Source organism: Bdellovibrio sp. HCB-110, assembly GCF_047323225.1.
In the GTDB taxonomy this organism is placed as follows: domain Bacteria; phylum Bdellovibrionota; class Bdellovibrionia; order Bdellovibrionales; family Bdellovibrionaceae; genus Bdellovibrio.
This window is the reverse complement of the sequence record NZ_CP178750.1, coordinates 1,062,115-1,078,941: the sequence shown is the minus strand read 5'-3', so window position 1 is coordinate 1,078,941 and position 16,827 is coordinate 1,062,115. Positions and strand designations below refer to the sequence as shown.

Genomic DNA, 16,827 nt, shown 5'->3' with positions numbered 1-16,827 from the left:
TTACTCCGCTCCGGAATTACTTTCTTCCACCAATGTAACCCGAGCTTTCGCCATTTGCATCAAAGTTTGATGAATTCCCATATCTGTAGAGTTGCGGCGCGTGTATGTTCCATCTCCGTTCATTTGCCAAGCTTGGCGTTGTTCCTTCACACAGAGCTGCAAAATCTCCCAGCACTTTTCTTTCAGATTTCTATCTAAGATGGGCACAATCGCTTCAACACGAGCATGGAGATTGCGATACATCCAATCAGCCGAGCCAATGAAGAACTCTCCATCAACCGGATCTTTGGCACCGTTTCTGAAATAGAACAAACGAGAATGTTCTAAAAATCGACCAATGATTGAGATCACACGGATGCGATCACTCATGCCAGGAACCCCTGGACGAAGGCAGCAGAAGCCTCTGACAATCATGTCGATATCAACACCTTTTTGCGAAGCTGCATACAGGGCCACCGCAATGTCGTTTTCTTCAAAGTTATTAAATTTCGCGATAATCTGCGCAGGCCTTCCCGCTTTTGCATGATCGGCTTCACGCTCAATCATCGCCTTAAAGCGCGAAAACATATTTACAGGAGCAATGAGCAGATTTTGATAATTGGTTTTTAAAGATCTTCCCGTAAGGTAATGGAAAAATTCCACCACGTCGTTGGTGATCTCTTCACGGGCCGTTAAAACTCCCAAATCCGTGTAGAATCTGGATGTCGCAACGTTGTAGTTTCCTGTGCCGATATGACAATAGCACTTAAGTCCCTCTTGCTCTTGACGAACCACGAGAGCCGTTTTGGCATGAGTCTTCAGTCCCACAACTCCATACACGACATGAACACCGGCATTTTCAAGTTCCGTGGCCCAATAGATATTTCTTTCTTCATCAAAACGGGCTTTCAACTCAACAAGGCAAACCACTTGTTTCCCCTGCTCGGCAGCGCGAATCAGCGACCGAATGAACGGACTGTTGTCTCCCGTGCGATACAAAGTCATCTTGATCGCTAAAACTTTGGGATCATCACAGGCCACATGAATGAATTTTTCAACGGAAGCAGAAAAGCTCTCGTAAGGATTGTGCACCAATTGGTCACTCATTTTAATGGCGCTAAAAATCCCCACACCTTCTTCGGCAAAAGCCGGGGTCACAACTGGCGTGTAAGGTTCGAACTTTAGCTTTGGCAGATTCAAGTCAGAAATCACCCCGAGATCCGTGAAATCCAACATCGCCGGCAATTCATAGATATCGTCTTCCGTGATTTCCAGTTCTTCCATTAAGAATTTAAGCATCCAAGGATCTGGTTTTGGTCCATGCTCCAAACGAACGACTTCGGCAAAACGACGCTGCCTCAATTCCTCTTCAATAGCTTCCAATAAATCTTCAGCATCTTCCTGATCCTGATCCGAGTCCGCGTTTCTGGTCAGCCGGAAAGGCATGACATCTAAAACCTGCATCGACGGAAACAAGTCCGCGAGATTTTCTTTGATGACTTCCAGCAAACTTACAAAGCGCAAAACCGAAGACTCGGGGGCCACGCGAATCCACTGTGGCAAAACTTTGGGAATTTTCACACGGGCAAAAAGTTTGTCTTCGTTGTTCGGATGCTTCAAAGTCACACCCAAAGAAATCGACAAGTTAGAAATAAAAGGGAATGGATGACCCGGATCTACAGAGAGCGGAGTCAAAACAGGGAATACGTTTTTGATATAATACTTTTTTACGAGTTCTTTTTCTTTCTCGGTCAGTTCCTTCCAAGAAAGAAGAAACACGCCTTCTTTTTCCAAAGCGGGTTTAAGAACTTTATGATAGCAGTTGGCTTGATCTTGCAGCATCGGATTCACTGTTTGGCGAATCTCCTGCAATTGATGCATCGGTGTTTTTCCGTCTGCGGACTTTGGTGAAATGCCATACGCCATATGACGTTTCAAACCACCCACACGCTTCATGAAAAATTCATCAAGGTTTGAGTTTGAAATACTTAGAAATTTCACACGCTCTAAGAGCGGATTGCGCGGATCTTCAGCTTCCGTCAAAACACGACGATTAAAATTCAGCCATCCAATCTCGCGACTGCTGAAAAGACTTTCAGATGACAGAGGATGCTCGACGACTTTCGGTTTGCGCGTCGATTGTTTTTTTGATGTTCTTTTCGGCGAAGCCACTTTTGGCGTATTCAAAGAATCCTCCTTGACTCTCCCTTGGGATATTTCACAATAAAGCCACTTATTTAGCAATAAAATCCCAGGAAATCCCAGGGGGCAACCACATGCAGAACACCCCGAAAGAGTGGACGCTCATTCAAAAAATTCGTTATCGGGTCCAGCGTCAAAACGATCATACCATCGTACCGCTCGGAGACGACGCGTTTGTTTTTAAAAACTACCCAGGATATTCCGTTATTTGCCAAGACATGATGGTCGAAGACATTCATTTCAAACTGGACTACTTCAGCGCTTTCAATCTTGGTGCAAAAGCTCTTGCTGTGAATTTAAGCGACATTGCTGCGATGGGTGCACGTCCCCACTTTGCACAAGTTTCCATCGCCTTCCCCGAAAAAATAAACGAATCTTGGCTTGACGAATTCTACATGGGCATGAGTCAACTTGCTGACGAATACTCTTGCGAAATTGCAGGTGGCGACCTTTCTGCAAGTCCCGACAAACTTGTCGTGGATGTCAGCGTTCACGGCTCTTGCGAACATCCTTTCACACGCAAAGGCGTTGCTAAAGGCGATCTTCTTTTATCCAGCGGACCTTTGGGTTTTTCACACACGGGCCTCTTAGCTTTGATGAAAAATAAAACCGGCTATGAAGAAGCTAAGAAAAAACATCTTCGTCCTCGTCCACGTTTGGATCTTGTTGCTGACCTTCAAAAGAAGAAAGACAAGGTTCATGCCTTGATGGATTGCAGTGACGGACTTATCAATGACGCCCTTCAATTATGCCCTGAGGGTGCTGGCTTTCATATTTTTGCCGAAAATCTTCCGATCCATGAAGACACCGCGAAAATGTCCATTGAAATGGGAATTCCCCAACATGAATTTCCTCTTTGGGGTGGAGAAGACTACGAACTTTTGTTAGCTATTTCTCCTGATGACTATGATCTTTTTGGCGGATGGAAATTGGTCGGTCAGTTCACAGAAACTCCTGGCGTGTTCTTAACTCATGCTGATGGCAAAGAAGAAATTAAAGAATTCAAAGGATGGCGGCATTTCTAAGGGTACGCCGTACCTTTTTGAAACGCAGCACCCCAAAGTCGGATTATCTCAAACTGAGATCAACTGAGACTTCGTCGCAAAGCAATGCAAAAAGGTACGGCGTACCTTCAGAGAGACAGCGATCCCGCCGACAAGAAAGATATGACCAGTCTTGCTCGCTATCATGGCCGATCCCCTCGCTACATTCTCAATACTGAGGATGATAGTTTGGTGCGTGTTGCCGGCCCCAAACAAATTCCATGGGAAGAAGGGACCGAAATTAAAAACGTCTCTTTGACTGGTTTGGCCTTCACCGCTCCTGATGATCTTTGCCCACTTCTGGGTGAAGTCGTGAAAATTCAGTTCACTCCTCCCGGATCAAAACAGATGGCGTGCTATGGAATCGTCACGCGTCTGGAAAACATTTCGGAGTCCCGCACCCTGGTTGGCGTGCACTTTTACAAACTCGAAATGTCGCAAAGAATCGTGCTTGCTCAAGGGCTTGCGCGCAAATTTAAAGAAAACCAAGAACGTGGTCAGATTGACGATCTTCTCAACCGTCAACCCAGCAAATTCAGCTTAGCGAACCTGCCCCAACTCGTTATGATGGGCCTTCTTGGCACTATGTGGTGCGCCGTTATTTGGAGCCTGCTGCGCTTTGAATACGTGGGAATCTATAAGTTCCTTTTAAGCCTTTTTTAAACGACAAATCCATAGACCTTCCAGAAATAAATACAAACCAAATCCCAATGACTAGGGACTCCTCACATTCCATATTAAACTCTCCCGACTTTAAAACTTTATCCCTGGAGAGTTACCATGTTGATCCCAAAACTCATGGCCACTGTTTTCGCGGCTCTTACTCTGACCGGCTATGCAGCCTCGGCAGCCATCGTCGCACAAAAAACCCCAACGAGTTGGAATCCTGCTAAACCCACACATGTGATTATCGCCAGCAAGGGACTGACTTTCGCCGCTGTTGGATATCAACAAGCCCGCGTCTATGAAAATTTATTTCCTGGAAACCAAATTCTTTTCATCACAAATTTGCCGACAACGGCGACTTACAAATACACCAAACAAATTCAGCTCAAAAAACAAGGTTTCTCAATCGTCACTGAAGATTCCAAAATTCTTACCTCAAGTTCGACGATTGCAACTATCTTGGCGTACACGAAGAACATTCGCACATTGGATATCATCAGTCACAACGGCGTCGATAAAGGACCTTGGTTGGAAGATGGCGACAATCGTTTGGATTATAAAAACGAGGCTCTGATCAGCAAACTTAAACCGGCTTTTTCTGCCAACTCTTGGGTGCGCATTCAAGGTTGTAACTCGGGTTGGAATGTAGCGCCTTATTTAAGTCAGTATTGGGGCGTTCCCGTTATGGGAAGTTTCACTTCAACGTCCTTTTACTATTTAACAACGAACGGCGACTACGAACTCTTTCAATCCGTTGAGGGCGGAGAACCTTCTAAAAATTTGATTCCCGCAAAAACAGATTCGTGGTCTTTTGTGACATCTCAAGGTGCCAAAATTCCAACACCTTGTGCGGATGGCACTTGCTTTACCCTTATTCCGGAAGCGGCTCCCTATCACTATCACGTTCATAAATCGCCAAAAGCAGCATGGCTTCCGATGAGCAAACCTGTCTGTTCAAAAATAATTTCTGATGACCGCTGTCAAAAAGCTCAGGCAGAATCCATCATCTCTGCCATTGGTTCGACACCTCGTAACGACGCTTTGACACAGTTTGAAACTTATAAAACGTTGGTGTTTCAGTCGGTTTGTGGTTCTTATAGTTCGGCGACGTCTCAGAAAACTTGTCGCGCCAACCTTGAATACTCTTACAACAACCGCACAGCATATTTCCCCTACAAACTGGGCGAAATGCTAAAGTGCCCGGGGCTTCGCGCTTGCAGCTTCACGCAAGACTCCATTGATCTTCGCAAGAATAAAAATGGTACTCAGTCCACGGTTCTGGAATATATAGACAATGCCTTTAAAGGCTTTCAGCTTCTGGCGGGTTCATTGCAATAACAAAAAGGCTCCGTGAAGGAGCCTTTTTATTTATGCAGAACCTAAAAATTCCTTCATTCTTTTCGCCGCAAACTCGGTGAACTTTTTCACCTTCAGCGGAATCTCTTTTTGTTCTGGAGTCACGATACTTACTGGAATTTCATGACTGCGCAGACTTTTATGAATGTGCACAAGCTTTCCAGAGCGCAAATGCTCCGTACACAAAAACTCAGGCACGAAAGCAATTCCTTTCCCCAACAATGCCAACTCCACCAGCATCGCCGGATTGTTCGAAGTAAAAGAGTAGGCAGGTTTTAAGTTCAATTTTTTCGCTTCATTCCCGCGCAGAATTTCTAGTTTCTGTGTCGCTGTAAATCCCACAAAAGGAATCGAGTTCAGTTGATTGATGTCTTCCCAATTGCGATAGCGCTCCAAAAATCCCGGCGTCGCAACCAGGATGTTTTTCACAATCCCCACCTTGCGTACCCTCAAAGAAGAATCACGCAAAATACCAATACGAATGGCGACGTCGATAGATTCCTTTACAAGATCGACATAGGCTTGAGCCAAAAACACTTCAAAGCGCACCTGGGGATATTGCTTCGAAAATTCATCGAGCATCATCGGCAGAAGCTTCACACCCATGTCATCGGAGGCCGTGACTTTGATAAGCCCTGAAACTTCCGACGTCGTGTCACTCACTTCTGTCGATAGACTTTCAAGTCCCTCAATGAGACCCTGCGCACGCTCGTAATAGGTCCGTCCCATTTCCGTGAGTTGGAATTGACGAGTTGTTCTATAAATCAATTGCACGCCCAGCTCTTTTTCCAACGCGGACAGACGACGGCTGACTCTGGACTTAGGTTGACGCAAAACCTCTGCGGCTTTCGTAAAGCTTCCCGCCTGCACCAGTTTCACAAAGATACGAATTTGGTTGAGATCGAATTGTTCCATATATGCAACAGTGTATCTCATATATGTCACCTTTCGCAATAATGCAAATAGGACGATACTGAACCAGCTTAAAGTTAAACTAACAAGGAGAACTACTTATGAAAAATTTAATCCTCACAGCCCTCGTAACACTTGCAAGTGCTACTGCTTTCGCTGGTAAAACAATTCCTGCGGGAACTTATGCCATTGACGCTGCCCACTCAAAAATCGGCTTCGAGATCCCTCACTTGGTGATCGCGACAGTCGAAGGTCGCTTTAGCACTTTTGACGGTAGCATTACGATTGATCCAAAATTGGACAAATCGAAAGCCAATTTGAATGTCGATGTCGCAACGATCAACACGGACAACAAAGACCGTGACGATCACTTAAAGAGCCCTGACTTTTTTGACGTAGCAAAAAACCCCAAAATGACATTTGTCACAAAAAAAGTCGTTGGCACTGCGGATAAATTGAAACTCGTTGGCGATTTGACTTTAAAAGGTAAAACTAAAGAAGTGACTTTGGATGTGAAGTACTTGGGTGATGTGAATGACCCATTTGGAAATCACAAAGTGGCTTTCTCTGCGACTGGCAAAATCAATCGCAAAGATTTCGGACTGACTTGGAGCAAAGCTGTTGAAGCCGGTCCCGTGGTAGGTGACGAAGTGACTTTGATTATTAAAATTGAAGCCAACAAGCCTATCGAAAAGAAAGGTTAATTTTATGTCTCTCATGCCTGTGCTCTTTGTAGGCCATGGCTCACCGATGAATGCTCTCGACACAAATCCCTTCACGGTGGGGCTGCACGAACTTGCAAAGAAAATTCCAAAGCCACAGGCGATTCTCTGTGTCTCCGCTCACTGGGAGACACAGGGAACTCAAGTTCTTTACAACTCCGCTCCTCCGACCATTCATGACTTCTATGGCTTTCCCAAACCCCTCTTTGATGTGCAATATCCCGCAAGAGGGCCCTTAAGCATTGCCCATGAAACTCAAAAACTTCTTCCCAATTCCACTTTGAACGAAAAGTGGGGATTGGATCATGGCACTTGGTCGGTCCTGGTGCACATGTATCCTCACGCCGATATTCCTGTTTATCAAGTGAGTCTCGATGTGACTAAAACGCCCGAACAACATTTGGAGATGGGAAAACATCTGCGCTCTTTGCGTGAAAAAGGCGTTTTGATTTTAGGCAGCGGCAATATCGTGCACAACTTGCGTGTTCTAAATTGGCGCGAACCTAAAATGGCTTACCCTTGGAATGAAGAGTTTGATCTTGCGATAAAAAAAGCATTGGAAGAACGAGATACTGCCACACTCACCGACTTTGAGGACAAACTCGGAGAAGCAGCCGAGCTTTCCGTGCCTACGCCAGAACACTATCTACCGCTCCTCTACTGTTATGGAGCCTCTTTAGACTCTGATAAAATCTCTTACCCTTACGAAGGTTATGAGATGGGAAGTCTTTCGATGCGCTCTGTTTTGTTTTCCCCGTAACCGGCCGCCGAGAATCATAGCTTCCAAATTAAGGTACTTAAGGCAGAGCCTTGGTTGCTCACAAATTCCAAGAGGATTTTCCTCGTTTTTGTGAATTGAAAACGCAAGGCTTTGCTGACAGTTCCGCAATCACGGATTTTTCCAAAGTCCGTAGGATTTAAATTCTCGCCCGTCTCCAGATTTCTAAGATTCATACGAGGATAGGCATCACTGACAATCACGTAGGTCCCAGGCTGAGAAATTTCAAAACTCACGAAGCCGCGGAACTCACTTCCTTTCGGAATCAGCTGCAACTCGACTCTTTGCCCTAAAGGAATGACTTTGCTTTGCGGACCTTTCGCGCTGACTTCGTGCTTAACGCCCTTAGAAATCCACGTTCTATAAGCCTCAGCAGAAAAGTTTCGAGAGGTCGTACACCCCGTGGGAACGGAATCGTCGGCATAAGCACTGATGGCAAGAATTATTGAAAAGAAAAAAGTAATCATACAGTGCAAGTTAGCTCATTTTCGTCTGAAAAGCAAAAACAGTGAGCGCCTTCCAAGTGCGCTCATTAGTATAAAGATCCCCTCATAAAGTTTCTTGCTTCCGGTTGCCAGGCAGTAATAGTCTCCGCCGCGCAGGAGAAGCCATGCGAACGAAATTTCCTCAATTTCTAAAGGATCTTTTAGAAGAAAGACAGCGCCGCAATGCCCGTTATTCAAAACGCGCTTTTGCAAAGCACTGTGGAATTTCTATCGGACAATTGAATGACTATCTTTCAGGACGCAGATTTTGCTCCCCGAAAACAGCCCAGAAAATTGTGGCAAACCTCAATCTTCCGCCCGAGCAAATAACAACATTCGAAAAAATTCTTGAAAAGTCCACACCAGGCCTTCACTCCCTTTCCGACGAAAAATTCGCCATTGTATCTGATCCCGCCCATTTCGCTTTCTTGGCCTTAACGACGGCGACAAACTTTGTTTTAGATTTTGATTGGATCTCTGAAAAACTTCGTATTGACGTGACGAAAACACATAAAATTATTAACAATCTGAAGGCCGTGGGCCTGGTTACTATTGTTAATGAAAAAGTCGTTATCAATCACGAACACATCATCACGGCCTTGGATACTCCCTCAGAGGCCCTTCGCAATTCCCATAAGATGTCATTAAAACGCATTATTGACACCATGGATGATGTCCCTTTGGAAAGACGCGAGGTGTGCTCTGTAAGTGTTTGCATCGATCCAAAAAAATTGCCCATCGTAAAAAAGAGAGCTCTTAGATTTATCGAAAAAACGGCGCGTTTTCTTGAAAGTGGAAATAAAAAGGATGTTTATGAAATCAATGTTCAGATCTTCCCCTGGTCTACGTAGACTGGCCGCAACTTTTTTTCTGACGACGTTCGTATCTTCTGGCGGACATGCGATCTTTATTCGTGGCAATGGCGGCTTTGCAGTTATGGAAAATGGCGTGTGGTATGCTCACGACACTTACGAGTGGCACTCTCTGGATATTTACTTTCTTCCCCGCTACTCAAAAGAAGCTTTTCCTCGTGGCAAAGTGACTGACTATATTTTCAATTTACCAAGTCCTCTGAAGCTCCTGCATGCTTATGATATTTTCAATTCTTTGGTCATTGAAGATTGCTCAACTGACGACTACAGATTGAAGGACACGGACTATACATTCTTAAATACAATGACGAAGCTGGAAGAGAGTCTCACAAAGAAAAATCCCCAGGCCTCCTATGCCTTGGCGGCCATCAACTTTTATAATCCAGAAACCCATTCCTATCGTGTCTGCAAAACACCTTTTTTTTCCCGTCTGGACAACGACCAGAAAGCCATCCTGCTTTTTCATGAGGTTGTCTACATTTACTTAGAAAAAAATTCTTCCGCTCCTCCTACTGCCGACCAAGTCCGAGAGGTGGTTGTAAAGACTCTAAAGCAGATGCCTTAGTCCGCCACACATGAAAGTATCTTTTACACGAGGGTTCACAGTCGAATTCTCTATAAGCGAACGCAAAAAAAAGCGCTCGCCGCAAACTGCACTAAACTTTTTTGTATAGAGAAAAAAATCCGCTTCAAGTAAAACTCATGACATGTTTTTACTTAGGAGAAGTAACATGGCTTTAAAGACCCTTATCAGCCTTTTAATCTTGAGCTTTTCATTAAGCAGTCCTGCAGTCACTGTCATTTCGGATCTCGATGACACGATTAAGATCACACAAGTTAAGACGGTTTGGAATTACTATAATAGTATTGTTGGCACACGCGTCTTTTTGGGCATGGATCAACTGGTACGTGATTATAAAGATCAAAACAGCCAGAACAAAGTCATTGTTCTCAGCGGCAGTCCTGAGGTTCTTCGCGGCGCCGTCAATCGTTTAATGACGAAGAATAATATTCCGGCTGATGCCATTTATCTTGCGGGTAAGCCTGAAAAGAAAATGGAAAGACTTTTAAGTTTGGCTGAAGAAATCAATGACGATCTTGTACTTATTGGCGACGATCAAGAGTTCGACCCCAGTTTCTATCAAGAAGTAAAAGCAAAGTTTCCAGACAAAGTGAAGGCCATCTACATTCACCAAGTTAACAATCGTCCCGTGCTCCCCGGACAAATCGGATTTATCACGGCCTATGAAGTCGCCGTTTATGAAGCGCAAGCAGGCCGACTTTCCAATAACAACGTCGAAAATGTAAGGTCGTTCATCGAGGGCCGCCTGAACCTGGCTCCGCAAGATACACTGGTCACTCAAAGAGTTTCTGAGACGCTTGTTCCGCGCTGGAGCAAGTGCCCTGCGATTTCCCCTCTACAAAGTCTTCCGGGGGACGTGGACTTCACAAAGCAGATTGAAGTCATTCTGAATAGAAACTGCAAATCCCACTAAACAACAATACCCTCTGTGAGCGCATTTTTTTGCGCTCACAGAGGACTCCTTTTTACGTCCTCTGTGCAGATTTTTTCGACACATTTTACCTCTCAAAATGCGTCTTATTATCTATAAAATGGCATATCCCTTGAAATAAAAGTATTCCGACAAAACTTACATTTTCGGAGATCTTATGAAAAGAGCGTTTCGGAACAGTTTCATGGCAGTAATCCTTCTATCAGCCTCTCCAGGTTTTGCTGGAGTTTTTGACTGGCTGAACCCAAACTACGGAACCCCTAAAGGAGTGGACCCGGCATCTTTGACCACAAAGGTTGGCGGATCACCTGTAAAACTTCCCGTGACAGAGTATACAGACAAGTCTTTTGACTTTCCTGTCTTGGATGGAAAAAGAGCTCCCTTTCAGCACTCCATCATGTGGGGTTGTTTTTCTAACTGCAATGCCATCCTTTGGAATACTGGTAAGCAAATTAAAATGAGTTATGGCGGGTCACGCTATGAACAAAAAGGCATGGGACGCTATGGAGACGTCGAGCTAGAAAAGATGTTTCTTACAAATAAAGCCAAGCCCTTTTCTCCAGATATGATCTTGGAACTCTCTCGAAAAGTTGCGAAAACTTTGGCGGAAATTTCTCAAGATGCAGAGTTTTTAACAAGCCGAGCTTCCGGCGAAAACGAATATGCCGAATTGATCAGCAAAGATATTTCACAGGAAGAAACTTTGGCCGTAGTCAAAAAAGTCAGACAGGCGCTTTTAATGAAAGATCTTGCTATTGCCACTCGCGACGTGAACGGCGAGTTTGCCGGATATTCTTTGGCGGCCAACGCTCTTTATATTACTCCGGAAATGTCTCCGACACTGGCTTATGACTTTGTGATCTCTTCCAGTTTCTTGAATCTTGGCGATTACAAGCCTGTAGGTCTGTATGTTCTTGTTAAAATGTTTGAAAATGAAGTCAGCGAAATTCAAATCCGCGTGAAAGAAAATTCCGCTGTTCGCAATTTCAACCGTTACTTCATCGAATACGAAAAGCCTGTGGCTCGTCCCTAGAAAAACGAATCTTGGCTTTCTTTGACCTTATAGCGCCGAGACATCATTAAGAAAATGCTGTCCTCGGCAACACCGATGGGTTCCCCGTTAAAGTTTTTTTGAAGACCCGCCAAATTGGCAGGTTCACGTTCGATAGAAACCTTTGTTACGTTTCCTGAAACCGCCGCACTTTCTTCTTCCGAAGAGCTTAAGACTGCTGAAGAACTTCCTCCTCCAGAAAATCCCTCTGAATCTGTTGCACTTCCCAGTTTTAATTTTTCATATTTTGCATCGACCTTTTTGAGAGCTTGGTTGTACGCCTCCACCGCTCCGAGGGCTGCGCCCTTTGGAATTCCCGCTGCGATCATCGAGTCTACCGACGAAAAGTCGGAGGCCTTAAAAGTCTGTCCATTAGGAAGCGTGATTTTCCCGGTCGCAGGGTTGTAGTAACCGCCGTTCGTGATTGCTTGAATGTTCCGTCCCAAACCTGCGACATGGGGATCGCGGTTCAAGGGATTACGAGGGTCCGCAAGATCTCCGGTTCCACCACCGGAATTGGGTACAGCTCCATATCCATCCGAGAGAGCACTCGTCTGTCCTGCGGCTTGCGCCGTTCGTCCATGTTCCTTTGCTTGCTTTAGCGACTGAGCTCCAAGACCCGCGAAGATCGCACCCATCACACACGCGGCGTAGTTGATAGGAGGACACTCGGCAAATTTCGCCGCGGCCATTGCCATCATCAACGCTCCCATCATGTTCTGCTTGTTTTCCGCTTTCTTATTTTCTTTACTAGTTTGATCTGCTCCGCTTTTGACAGAGACGCCGTTTGACGAACTTCCACTTGTCTCTACACCCATGGACGGCCCAGCGAAACTCTGCGTCGGCGATAAAAAAATGCAGAAGGAAACCGCATAAATCACAAACGGCTTTGTCTTCCAATCGCACATAGTTTCCCCCCTTATGAACTCTCTCCTTTTATATCGGAAAGGCTTTCATATTCAGAGATAGACGGCTCTGCGATTGTGAGCGCGCAAATCACGCGCTCACTGTAGCTATATCAAAACGAGATGGCGTTCCACTTCTAAAACCGGGGAACTTAAAGGTTCAACCGTGACTTTGAGATCTTTGAACTTCTTAAGAGCTAAGGCAATTTCTTCGTCAATCTTTTCGCGACGGGCTTTCAGCAGAAAATACTTTCCATTTTTTTTGCAGTAGTCACGGCTGACTTCCAAAATCACATCCACAGGTTTAAACCCACGAGCGGTGACAAGATCAATGCCCTTCAATTCTTTGGGAATCTCTCCATGAATTTCTAAATTTGGAGCGATCTTTTTACAGCGAGTTAAAAACTCCTGCTTCTTCGGACTCTTTTCATAGAGGTGATACTTCACTTCCGGAAATTGAATGGCGTAAATAACCCCAGGCAATCCACCGCCAGCACCAAAATCTGCCGCCGCTTTGATATTTGTCGGGAACTTTTTTAACGGCAAAAGACAATCAATCACATGATTGTCGATAAGCTCTTCAAAAGTCATTTTGCGGCTGACGAGGTTGAGTTCCTCGTTGGCGGTCCAAAGAAGATCCACGTAGGCTTTAAGTTGAGGAAGAGCGGCCTCGCGAAAGCCCAGTTGCAAAAATAAGGGGGTTCTCTGTTCAAAATACATACAATGAAGATAATCGAAATTTTAGGCCCAGGCCAACAATTCATGAAAAAGTTAAGCCTCCTTAAGGATTTTGGGGTAAAATGAACCCTAAGGAGCCATCTATGACGAGATCTATACGATTTCAACCAGATCCCCTGGATCATGCCCTCATAGATTTTCATGACGAAACAGGCTTTGCGGCAACGGCCGTCGCTTTGATTCTCAATGAATCTTATACGGGCTGTGCCCTTCTTATTAAGACCCTGGAACCTTTAAACAAGGACCAGATTATTAAAGTAAAAGTCGGTCGACTCTCTCCGATGCGGGCGAAAGTCATCTGGGTCAAAGGCGTCGATGACGGCGTTGTCAAAGCCGGCATCCAGTTTTTAGATTAGAGGCGTGAGTAAAGCTCCCCGAAGGGAGCTTTTAATTTATGCATCCAGAGCTTCTGAACCCACCGCCGCGAAGGCCTGTTTGGTTTTCTCGCGAACCTCGTCGCGTTTTTTGAATTTGTCCATCAATGAATAAACCACAGGAACAACGAACAAAGTCAGAGCGGTTGAAACAACCACGCCACCGATCAAACAGATGGCCATCGGACGCATGGTCTCAGAACCAGCTCCTGTTGCTGTTGCAGATGGGATAGCCGCTGCGATGGTCGCAATGGACGTCATCAAGATCGGACGAAGACGAATCGGACACGCTTCAATCAATGCCATGTTCGCATCGCGAGTTCCGCGATCTCTCACGGTGTTCGTAAACTCAATCAACAAGATCGAGTTCTTTTTCACGATACCCATCAAAAGCAAAAGACCGATCATCGAGAACATGTTCAAAGATTGTCCCGTGATCAAAAGAGCAAAGAAGGCACCGCTAAAGCTGAACGGCAAGGCCATCAAGATCGTCACAGGATCAATGAACGAGTTAAACTGACTCGCCAAAACCATGTAGGCAATCACAAGTCCTAAAACCAAGGCAAAGATCAAACTTTGGAAGGACTCTTTAAATGTTTTCGAGCTTCCGCCTTGATCGATCATGTAACCAGGCTCTAGCATTTTCTTCGCTGTGGCTTCGACGTAGTTCATTGCCGCTTGTTGCGAAATGCCGGGCTTTAAGTTCGCCGTCACCGTGATCGCGCGTTGACGATTCGAACGAGAAATCGATTGAAGACTTGAACCTAATTCTTCTTTGGTCACTCGTGGAAGTGGGATCAAATTTCCACGACTGTTTCCGACAAACAAAGTTTTAATCTCGTCCATCGGATTTCCCTGATCGACAAGTTTCACTTTGATATCGTAACGATGTCCACCTTCAGGATACTCCCCGACTTTCACGCCGCCGATCAAAGCATTCACTGTAGAACCGATAGATTTGATACTGACACCATGTTGAGCTGCGGAAACACGATCCGGCTTCACTTGAATTTCTGGCATACCCAAAAGGTAGTTGGAATCCACGTCGACCATCAGGCCACTTTTTTCCATCTCTTTCATCATATCTTGCGTGTACTTCGCCAGTTTATCCCAGTCAGATCCCAAGATAGTAAACTCAATCGGATAACCACGACCGCCGGAGAAGCCTTGTTGTGACAAGTCCATCAAAACCGGGCGCACATCTTGAATCTTCGCAAGTTCTTTACGAGCCACTTGCATGAACTCTTGTTGTGACAGTGTTTTGCCAGTCTCCGCATCTTTGCCACGGTCTTTGATGTCTTTCAAAGTCACGAACATCATCGTCGTGTTGGCATCAGAGGCTCCACCGCCGAAACCACCGATTGCTGCATACACTTGTTGAACTTCAGAGCGGGAAAGCAACCACTGTTCAGCTTTTTTCGTCTGTTGATCTGTGTAAGGCAAAGACGTTCCTACGGGAAGCACCAAACGCGCGATGAAAATACTTTGATCTTGCGCCGGGCTCATCTCTTTATTCAGGAATTTAATCGATACAAATGAAACTACGACAAACACCAAAGAGCCGATCAAAACTTTCCAACGATGTTCCAGTGATTTGCGCAACCATAGATCGTAAGAAATTTTGAGGTTCTCCATGAAAGCTTCAAACGCACGACCAATTTTCGTTGTTCTTTCCCCGTGATGAACAAAGCCCGCACAACGCATCGGCGTGATCGTTAATGACTCGACCAGTGACAAAAAGACCGCGATGGAGATCGTCACCCCGAATTGCATAAAGAACTTACCGATGATCCCTTTCATAAAGGCCACAGGTAAGAAGATCGCAATAACGGCGGCTGTAGCAGCCATCGCTGCAAATGAGATTTCGCGCGCACCTAGGATGGCCGACTCAATACGTCCCCGTCCATTTTCATTGTACCGGAAGATATTCTCTAGAACCATGATGGCATCATCCACGACGATACCAATCGCCAGTGTCAAACCAAGAAGAGTGAAGGTATTCAGAGTGTAACCTAAGAAGTACAGACCAATGAAGGCCCCGAGCAACGAGGTCGGAATCGACAACAAGACGTTGAAAGTCGCAGACCAGCTTCCCAAGAACAACCAACACACCAAAGAAGTAAGGATCACTGCCAAGATCAAATGTTTGTTCAACTCATGCACGGATTGTTCAATGAACTTCGTACTGTCAAAGTTGACTTGGATCTTCATTCCTTCCGGAAGTTGCGGTTGGATCTCTGCGATTTTTTCTTTCACGGCTTTCGCAACAGCCACCGCATTTGTTCCACGCTGTTTACGAATACCCAAACCCAAAGCGGTCTTACCGTTAAAGCGCGACATTTTCGTGATTTTATCAAGGCCCATATTCGCATCGGCCACTTGAGAAATCTTCACCATATTAGTCGGGTCAGCGACAGTCGCTCCCGCACGACGGCTGATCACGATAGAGCGGAATTCATCTTCCGTCTTCGCCTCACCCATTGTACGAACGTTGAATGTTTTTTTGTCGGTCTCAATGTAGCCACCCGGAAGCTCGGAGTGCTCACTGGCGATAGCATCCATCACGTCATTCACAGAAATATTGTAGCGAACAAGATCTTTCGGACGAACACGCACACGCATGACGGGATCTGTATAACCACCCAAGAAAATATCGCCGACACCTTCAACCGTCGTGAAACGATCTTTCAAATAGTCGCGCGCATAACGCATCAAAAATTCAGGATCTTCTTTTTCGTAAGTAAGAGCCAACCAAATAATCGGCTGGTCATCAGGATTTGTTTTTGAAAGAGTCGGAGCATCCACATCATCTGGCAAAAGACGTTGAGCCGCAGCGACCTTCGCCTGCACGTCTTGCAAAGCCACGTCGATATTGCGATCTAGATCGAACTCCACCGTGATCGTTGCTGATCCCGTTTTACTGCTCGACTTGATGGATTGAATTCCTTCCACGGTCATCAATGAGCTTTCAATGGGATCGACAACCTGCGTTTCCATGACCTCTGGGGCCGCACCATCCAAGGTCACGCTGACGTTCACTGTTGGAAAGTCGACGTCAGGCATCTGGCTCACACCCATACGAGAGAATGAGATCAAACCGAAAATCATCAATCCGAACATTAACATCCACGCAAATACGGGATTCTTAATCGAAATATCCGAGAGCTTCATTTAACACTCCTGTGAAGGTAGGCCACTCTAGGCAATCCCTGTAAAATAGTCATTACGAT

16 protein-coding genes are annotated in these 16,827 nt (G+C 45.4%); 10 read left to right on the top strand and 6 right to left on the bottom strand.

The annotated features are described in order from the left end of the window. Window positions 1-2,166, bottom strand: coding sequence for a polyphosphate kinase 1 (gene ppk1 / locus ACL934_RS05165; protein WP_374078431.1), 2,166 nt, complete (start codon window positions 2,164-2,166; stop codon window positions 1-3). An 89-nt stretch (window positions 2,167-2,255) separates the two neighbouring features. On the opposite strand from ppk1, the gene thiL reads away from it, so the two are divergent. From thiL to ACL934_RS05150, 3 genes are all read left to right on the top strand, one after another. Then, the gene (gene thiL / locus ACL934_RS05160) at window positions 2,256-3,206 is read left to right on the top strand and encodes a thiamine-phosphate kinase (protein ID WP_374078429.1); all 951 of its coding nucleotides are present in this window, start codon (window positions 2,256-2,258) and stop codon (window positions 3,204-3,206) included. Window positions 3,207-3,347: 141 nt separating this feature from the next. Further along, window positions 3,348-3,887, top strand: coding sequence for a PilZ domain-containing protein (locus ACL934_RS05155; protein ID WP_374078426.1), 540 nt, complete (start codon window positions 3,348-3,350; stop codon window positions 3,885-3,887). Between the two features lie 117 nt (window positions 3,888-4,004). After that, a complete protein-coding gene (locus tag ACL934_RS05150; protein ID WP_374078424.1) occupies window positions 4,005-5,228 on the top strand; it encodes a hypothetical protein in 1,224 nt (407 codons plus the stop codon). 30 nt (window positions 5,229-5,258) lie between these two features. On the opposite strand, the gene ACL934_RS05145 is transcribed toward ACL934_RS05150, so the two are convergent. Continuing rightward, window positions 5,259-6,182 carry a LysR family transcriptional regulator gene (locus ACL934_RS05145; RefSeq protein WP_374078422.1) on the bottom strand — a complete coding sequence of 308 codons (924 nt, stop codon included), beginning with the start codon at window positions 6,180-6,182 and terminating at the stop codon, window positions 5,259-5,261. 77 nt (window positions 6,183-6,259) lie between these two features. Here ACL934_RS05145 and ACL934_RS05140 point away from each other — a divergent pair, with 77 nt between their 5' ends. Next, window positions 6,260-6,862, top strand: coding sequence for a YceI family protein (locus ACL934_RS05140; protein WP_374078420.1), 603 nt, complete (start codon window positions 6,260-6,262; stop codon window positions 6,860-6,862). Between the two features lie 4 nt (window positions 6,863-6,866). Further along, window positions 6,867-7,640 carry a 4,5-DOPA dioxygenase extradiol gene (gene ygiD, locus ACL934_RS05135; RefSeq protein WP_374078419.1) on the top strand — a complete coding sequence of 258 codons (774 nt, stop codon included), beginning with the start codon at window positions 6,867-6,869 and terminating at the stop codon, window positions 7,638-7,640. 14 nt (window positions 7,641-7,654) lie between these two features. On the opposite strand, the gene ACL934_RS05130 is transcribed toward ygiD, so the two are convergent. Continuing rightward, a complete protein-coding gene (locus tag ACL934_RS05130; RefSeq protein ID WP_374078418.1) occupies window positions 7,655-8,125 on the bottom strand; it encodes a hypothetical protein in 471 nt (156 codons plus the stop codon). Between the two features lie 143 nt (window positions 8,126-8,268). Here ACL934_RS05130 and ACL934_RS05125 point away from each other — a divergent pair, with 143 nt between their 5' ends. The 4 genes from ACL934_RS05125 (at window position 8,269) to ACL934_RS05110 (ending at window position 11,562) form a co-directional block, all read left to right on the top strand. Further along, window positions 8,269-8,994 (top strand): DUF4423 domain-containing protein, encoded by a 726-nt coding sequence (locus ACL934_RS05125; protein WP_374078415.1) that lies wholly within the window; start codon window positions 8,269-8,271, stop codon window positions 8,992-8,994. Further along, the gene (locus tag ACL934_RS05120; RefSeq protein ID WP_374078413.1) at window positions 8,957-9,580 is read left to right on the top strand and encodes a hypothetical protein; all 624 of its coding nucleotides are present in this window, start codon (window positions 8,957-8,959) and stop codon (window positions 9,578-9,580) included. Before ACL934_RS05125 ends, ACL934_RS05120 begins: the two co-directional genes overlap by 38 nt. A 166-nt stretch (window positions 9,581-9,746) precedes the next feature. After that, entirely contained in the window at window positions 9,747-10,511 is a 765-nt protein-coding gene (locus tag ACL934_RS05115; RefSeq protein ID WP_374078411.1) for a phosphatase domain-containing protein, read from the top strand. Between the two features lie 202 nt (window positions 10,512-10,713). Continuing rightward, a complete protein-coding gene (locus tag ACL934_RS05110) occupies window positions 10,714-11,562 on the top strand; it encodes a hypothetical protein (protein WP_374078409.1) in 849 nt (282 codons plus the stop codon). Here ACL934_RS05110 and ACL934_RS05105 read toward each other — a convergent pair. Together ACL934_RS05105 and rsmG are read right to left on the bottom strand one after the other, a co-directional pair. After that, complete coding sequence (locus tag ACL934_RS05105; RefSeq protein ID WP_374078406.1) at window positions 11,559-12,488, bottom strand: hypothetical protein; 930 nt, start codon at window positions 12,486-12,488, stop codon at window positions 11,559-11,561. The two genes, ACL934_RS05110 and ACL934_RS05105, sit on opposite strands and share 4 nt — an antisense overlap. Before the next feature lie 105 nt (window positions 12,489-12,593). Next, a complete protein-coding gene (gene rsmG / locus ACL934_RS05100) occupies window positions 12,594-13,175 on the bottom strand; it encodes a 16S rRNA (guanine(527)-N(7))-methyltransferase RsmG (RefSeq protein ID WP_374078403.1) in 582 nt (193 codons plus the stop codon). A 131-nt stretch (window positions 13,176-13,306) separates the two neighbouring features. Here rsmG and ACL934_RS05095 point away from each other — a divergent pair, with 131 nt between their 5' ends. After that, a complete protein-coding gene (locus tag ACL934_RS05095; RefSeq protein ID WP_374078401.1) occupies window positions 13,307-13,579 on the top strand; it encodes a hypothetical protein in 273 nt (90 codons plus the stop codon). A gap of 36 nt (window positions 13,580-13,615) precedes the next feature. Here the strand turns inward: ACL934_RS05095 and ACL934_RS05090 are convergent, their stop codons facing one another. After that, the gene (locus ACL934_RS05090; protein ID WP_374078399.1) at window positions 13,616-16,768 is read right to left on the bottom strand and encodes an efflux RND transporter permease subunit; all 3,153 of its coding nucleotides are present in this window, start codon (window positions 16,766-16,768) and stop codon (window positions 13,616-13,618) included. Window positions 16,769-16,827 lie beyond the last annotated feature (59 nt).

Coding starts and splice junctions, on each gene's coding strand:
- thiL (WP_374078429.1), top strand. CDS start 2,256: ATGCAGAACACCCCGAAAGAGTGGACGCTCATTCAAAAAATTCGTTAT.
- ACL934_RS05155 (WP_374078426.1), top strand. CDS start 3,348: ATGACCAGTCTTGCTCGCTATCATGGCCGATCCCCTCGCTACATTCTC.
- ACL934_RS05150 (WP_374078424.1), top strand. CDS start 4,005: ATGTTGATCCCAAAACTCATGGCCACTGTTTTCGCGGCTCTTACTCTG.
- ACL934_RS05145 (WP_374078422.1), bottom strand. CDS start 6,182: ATGAGATACACTGTTGCATATATGGAACAATTCGATCTCAACCAAATT.
- ACL934_RS05140 (WP_374078420.1), top strand. CDS start 6,260: ATGAAAAATTTAATCCTCACAGCCCTCGTAACACTTGCAAGTGCTACT.
- ygiD (WP_374078419.1), top strand. CDS start 6,867: ATGTCTCTCATGCCTGTGCTCTTTGTAGGCCATGGCTCACCGATGAAT.
- ACL934_RS05130 (WP_374078418.1), bottom strand. CDS start 8,125: ATGATTACTTTTTTCTTTTCAATAATTCTTGCCATCAGTGCTTATGCC.
- ACL934_RS05125 (WP_374078415.1), top strand. CDS start 8,269: ATGCGAACGAAATTTCCTCAATTTCTAAAGGATCTTTTAGAAGAAAGA.
- ACL934_RS05120 (WP_374078413.1), top strand. CDS start 8,957: ATGAAATCAATGTTCAGATCTTCCCCTGGTCTACGTAGACTGGCCGCA.
- ACL934_RS05115 (WP_374078411.1), top strand. CDS start 9,747: ATGGCTTTAAAGACCCTTATCAGCCTTTTAATCTTGAGCTTTTCATTA.
- ACL934_RS05110 (WP_374078409.1), top strand. CDS start 10,714: ATGGCAGTAATCCTTCTATCAGCCTCTCCAGGTTTTGCTGGAGTTTTT.
- ACL934_RS05105 (WP_374078406.1), bottom strand. CDS start 12,488: ATGTGCGATTGGAAGACAAAGCCGTTTGTGATTTATGCGGTTTCCTTC.
- ACL934_RS05095 (WP_374078401.1), top strand. CDS start 13,307: ATGACGAGATCTATACGATTTCAACCAGATCCCCTGGATCATGCCCTC.
- ACL934_RS05090 (WP_374078399.1), bottom strand. CDS start 16,768: ATGAAGCTCTCGGATATTTCGATTAAGAATCCCGTATTTGCGTGGATG.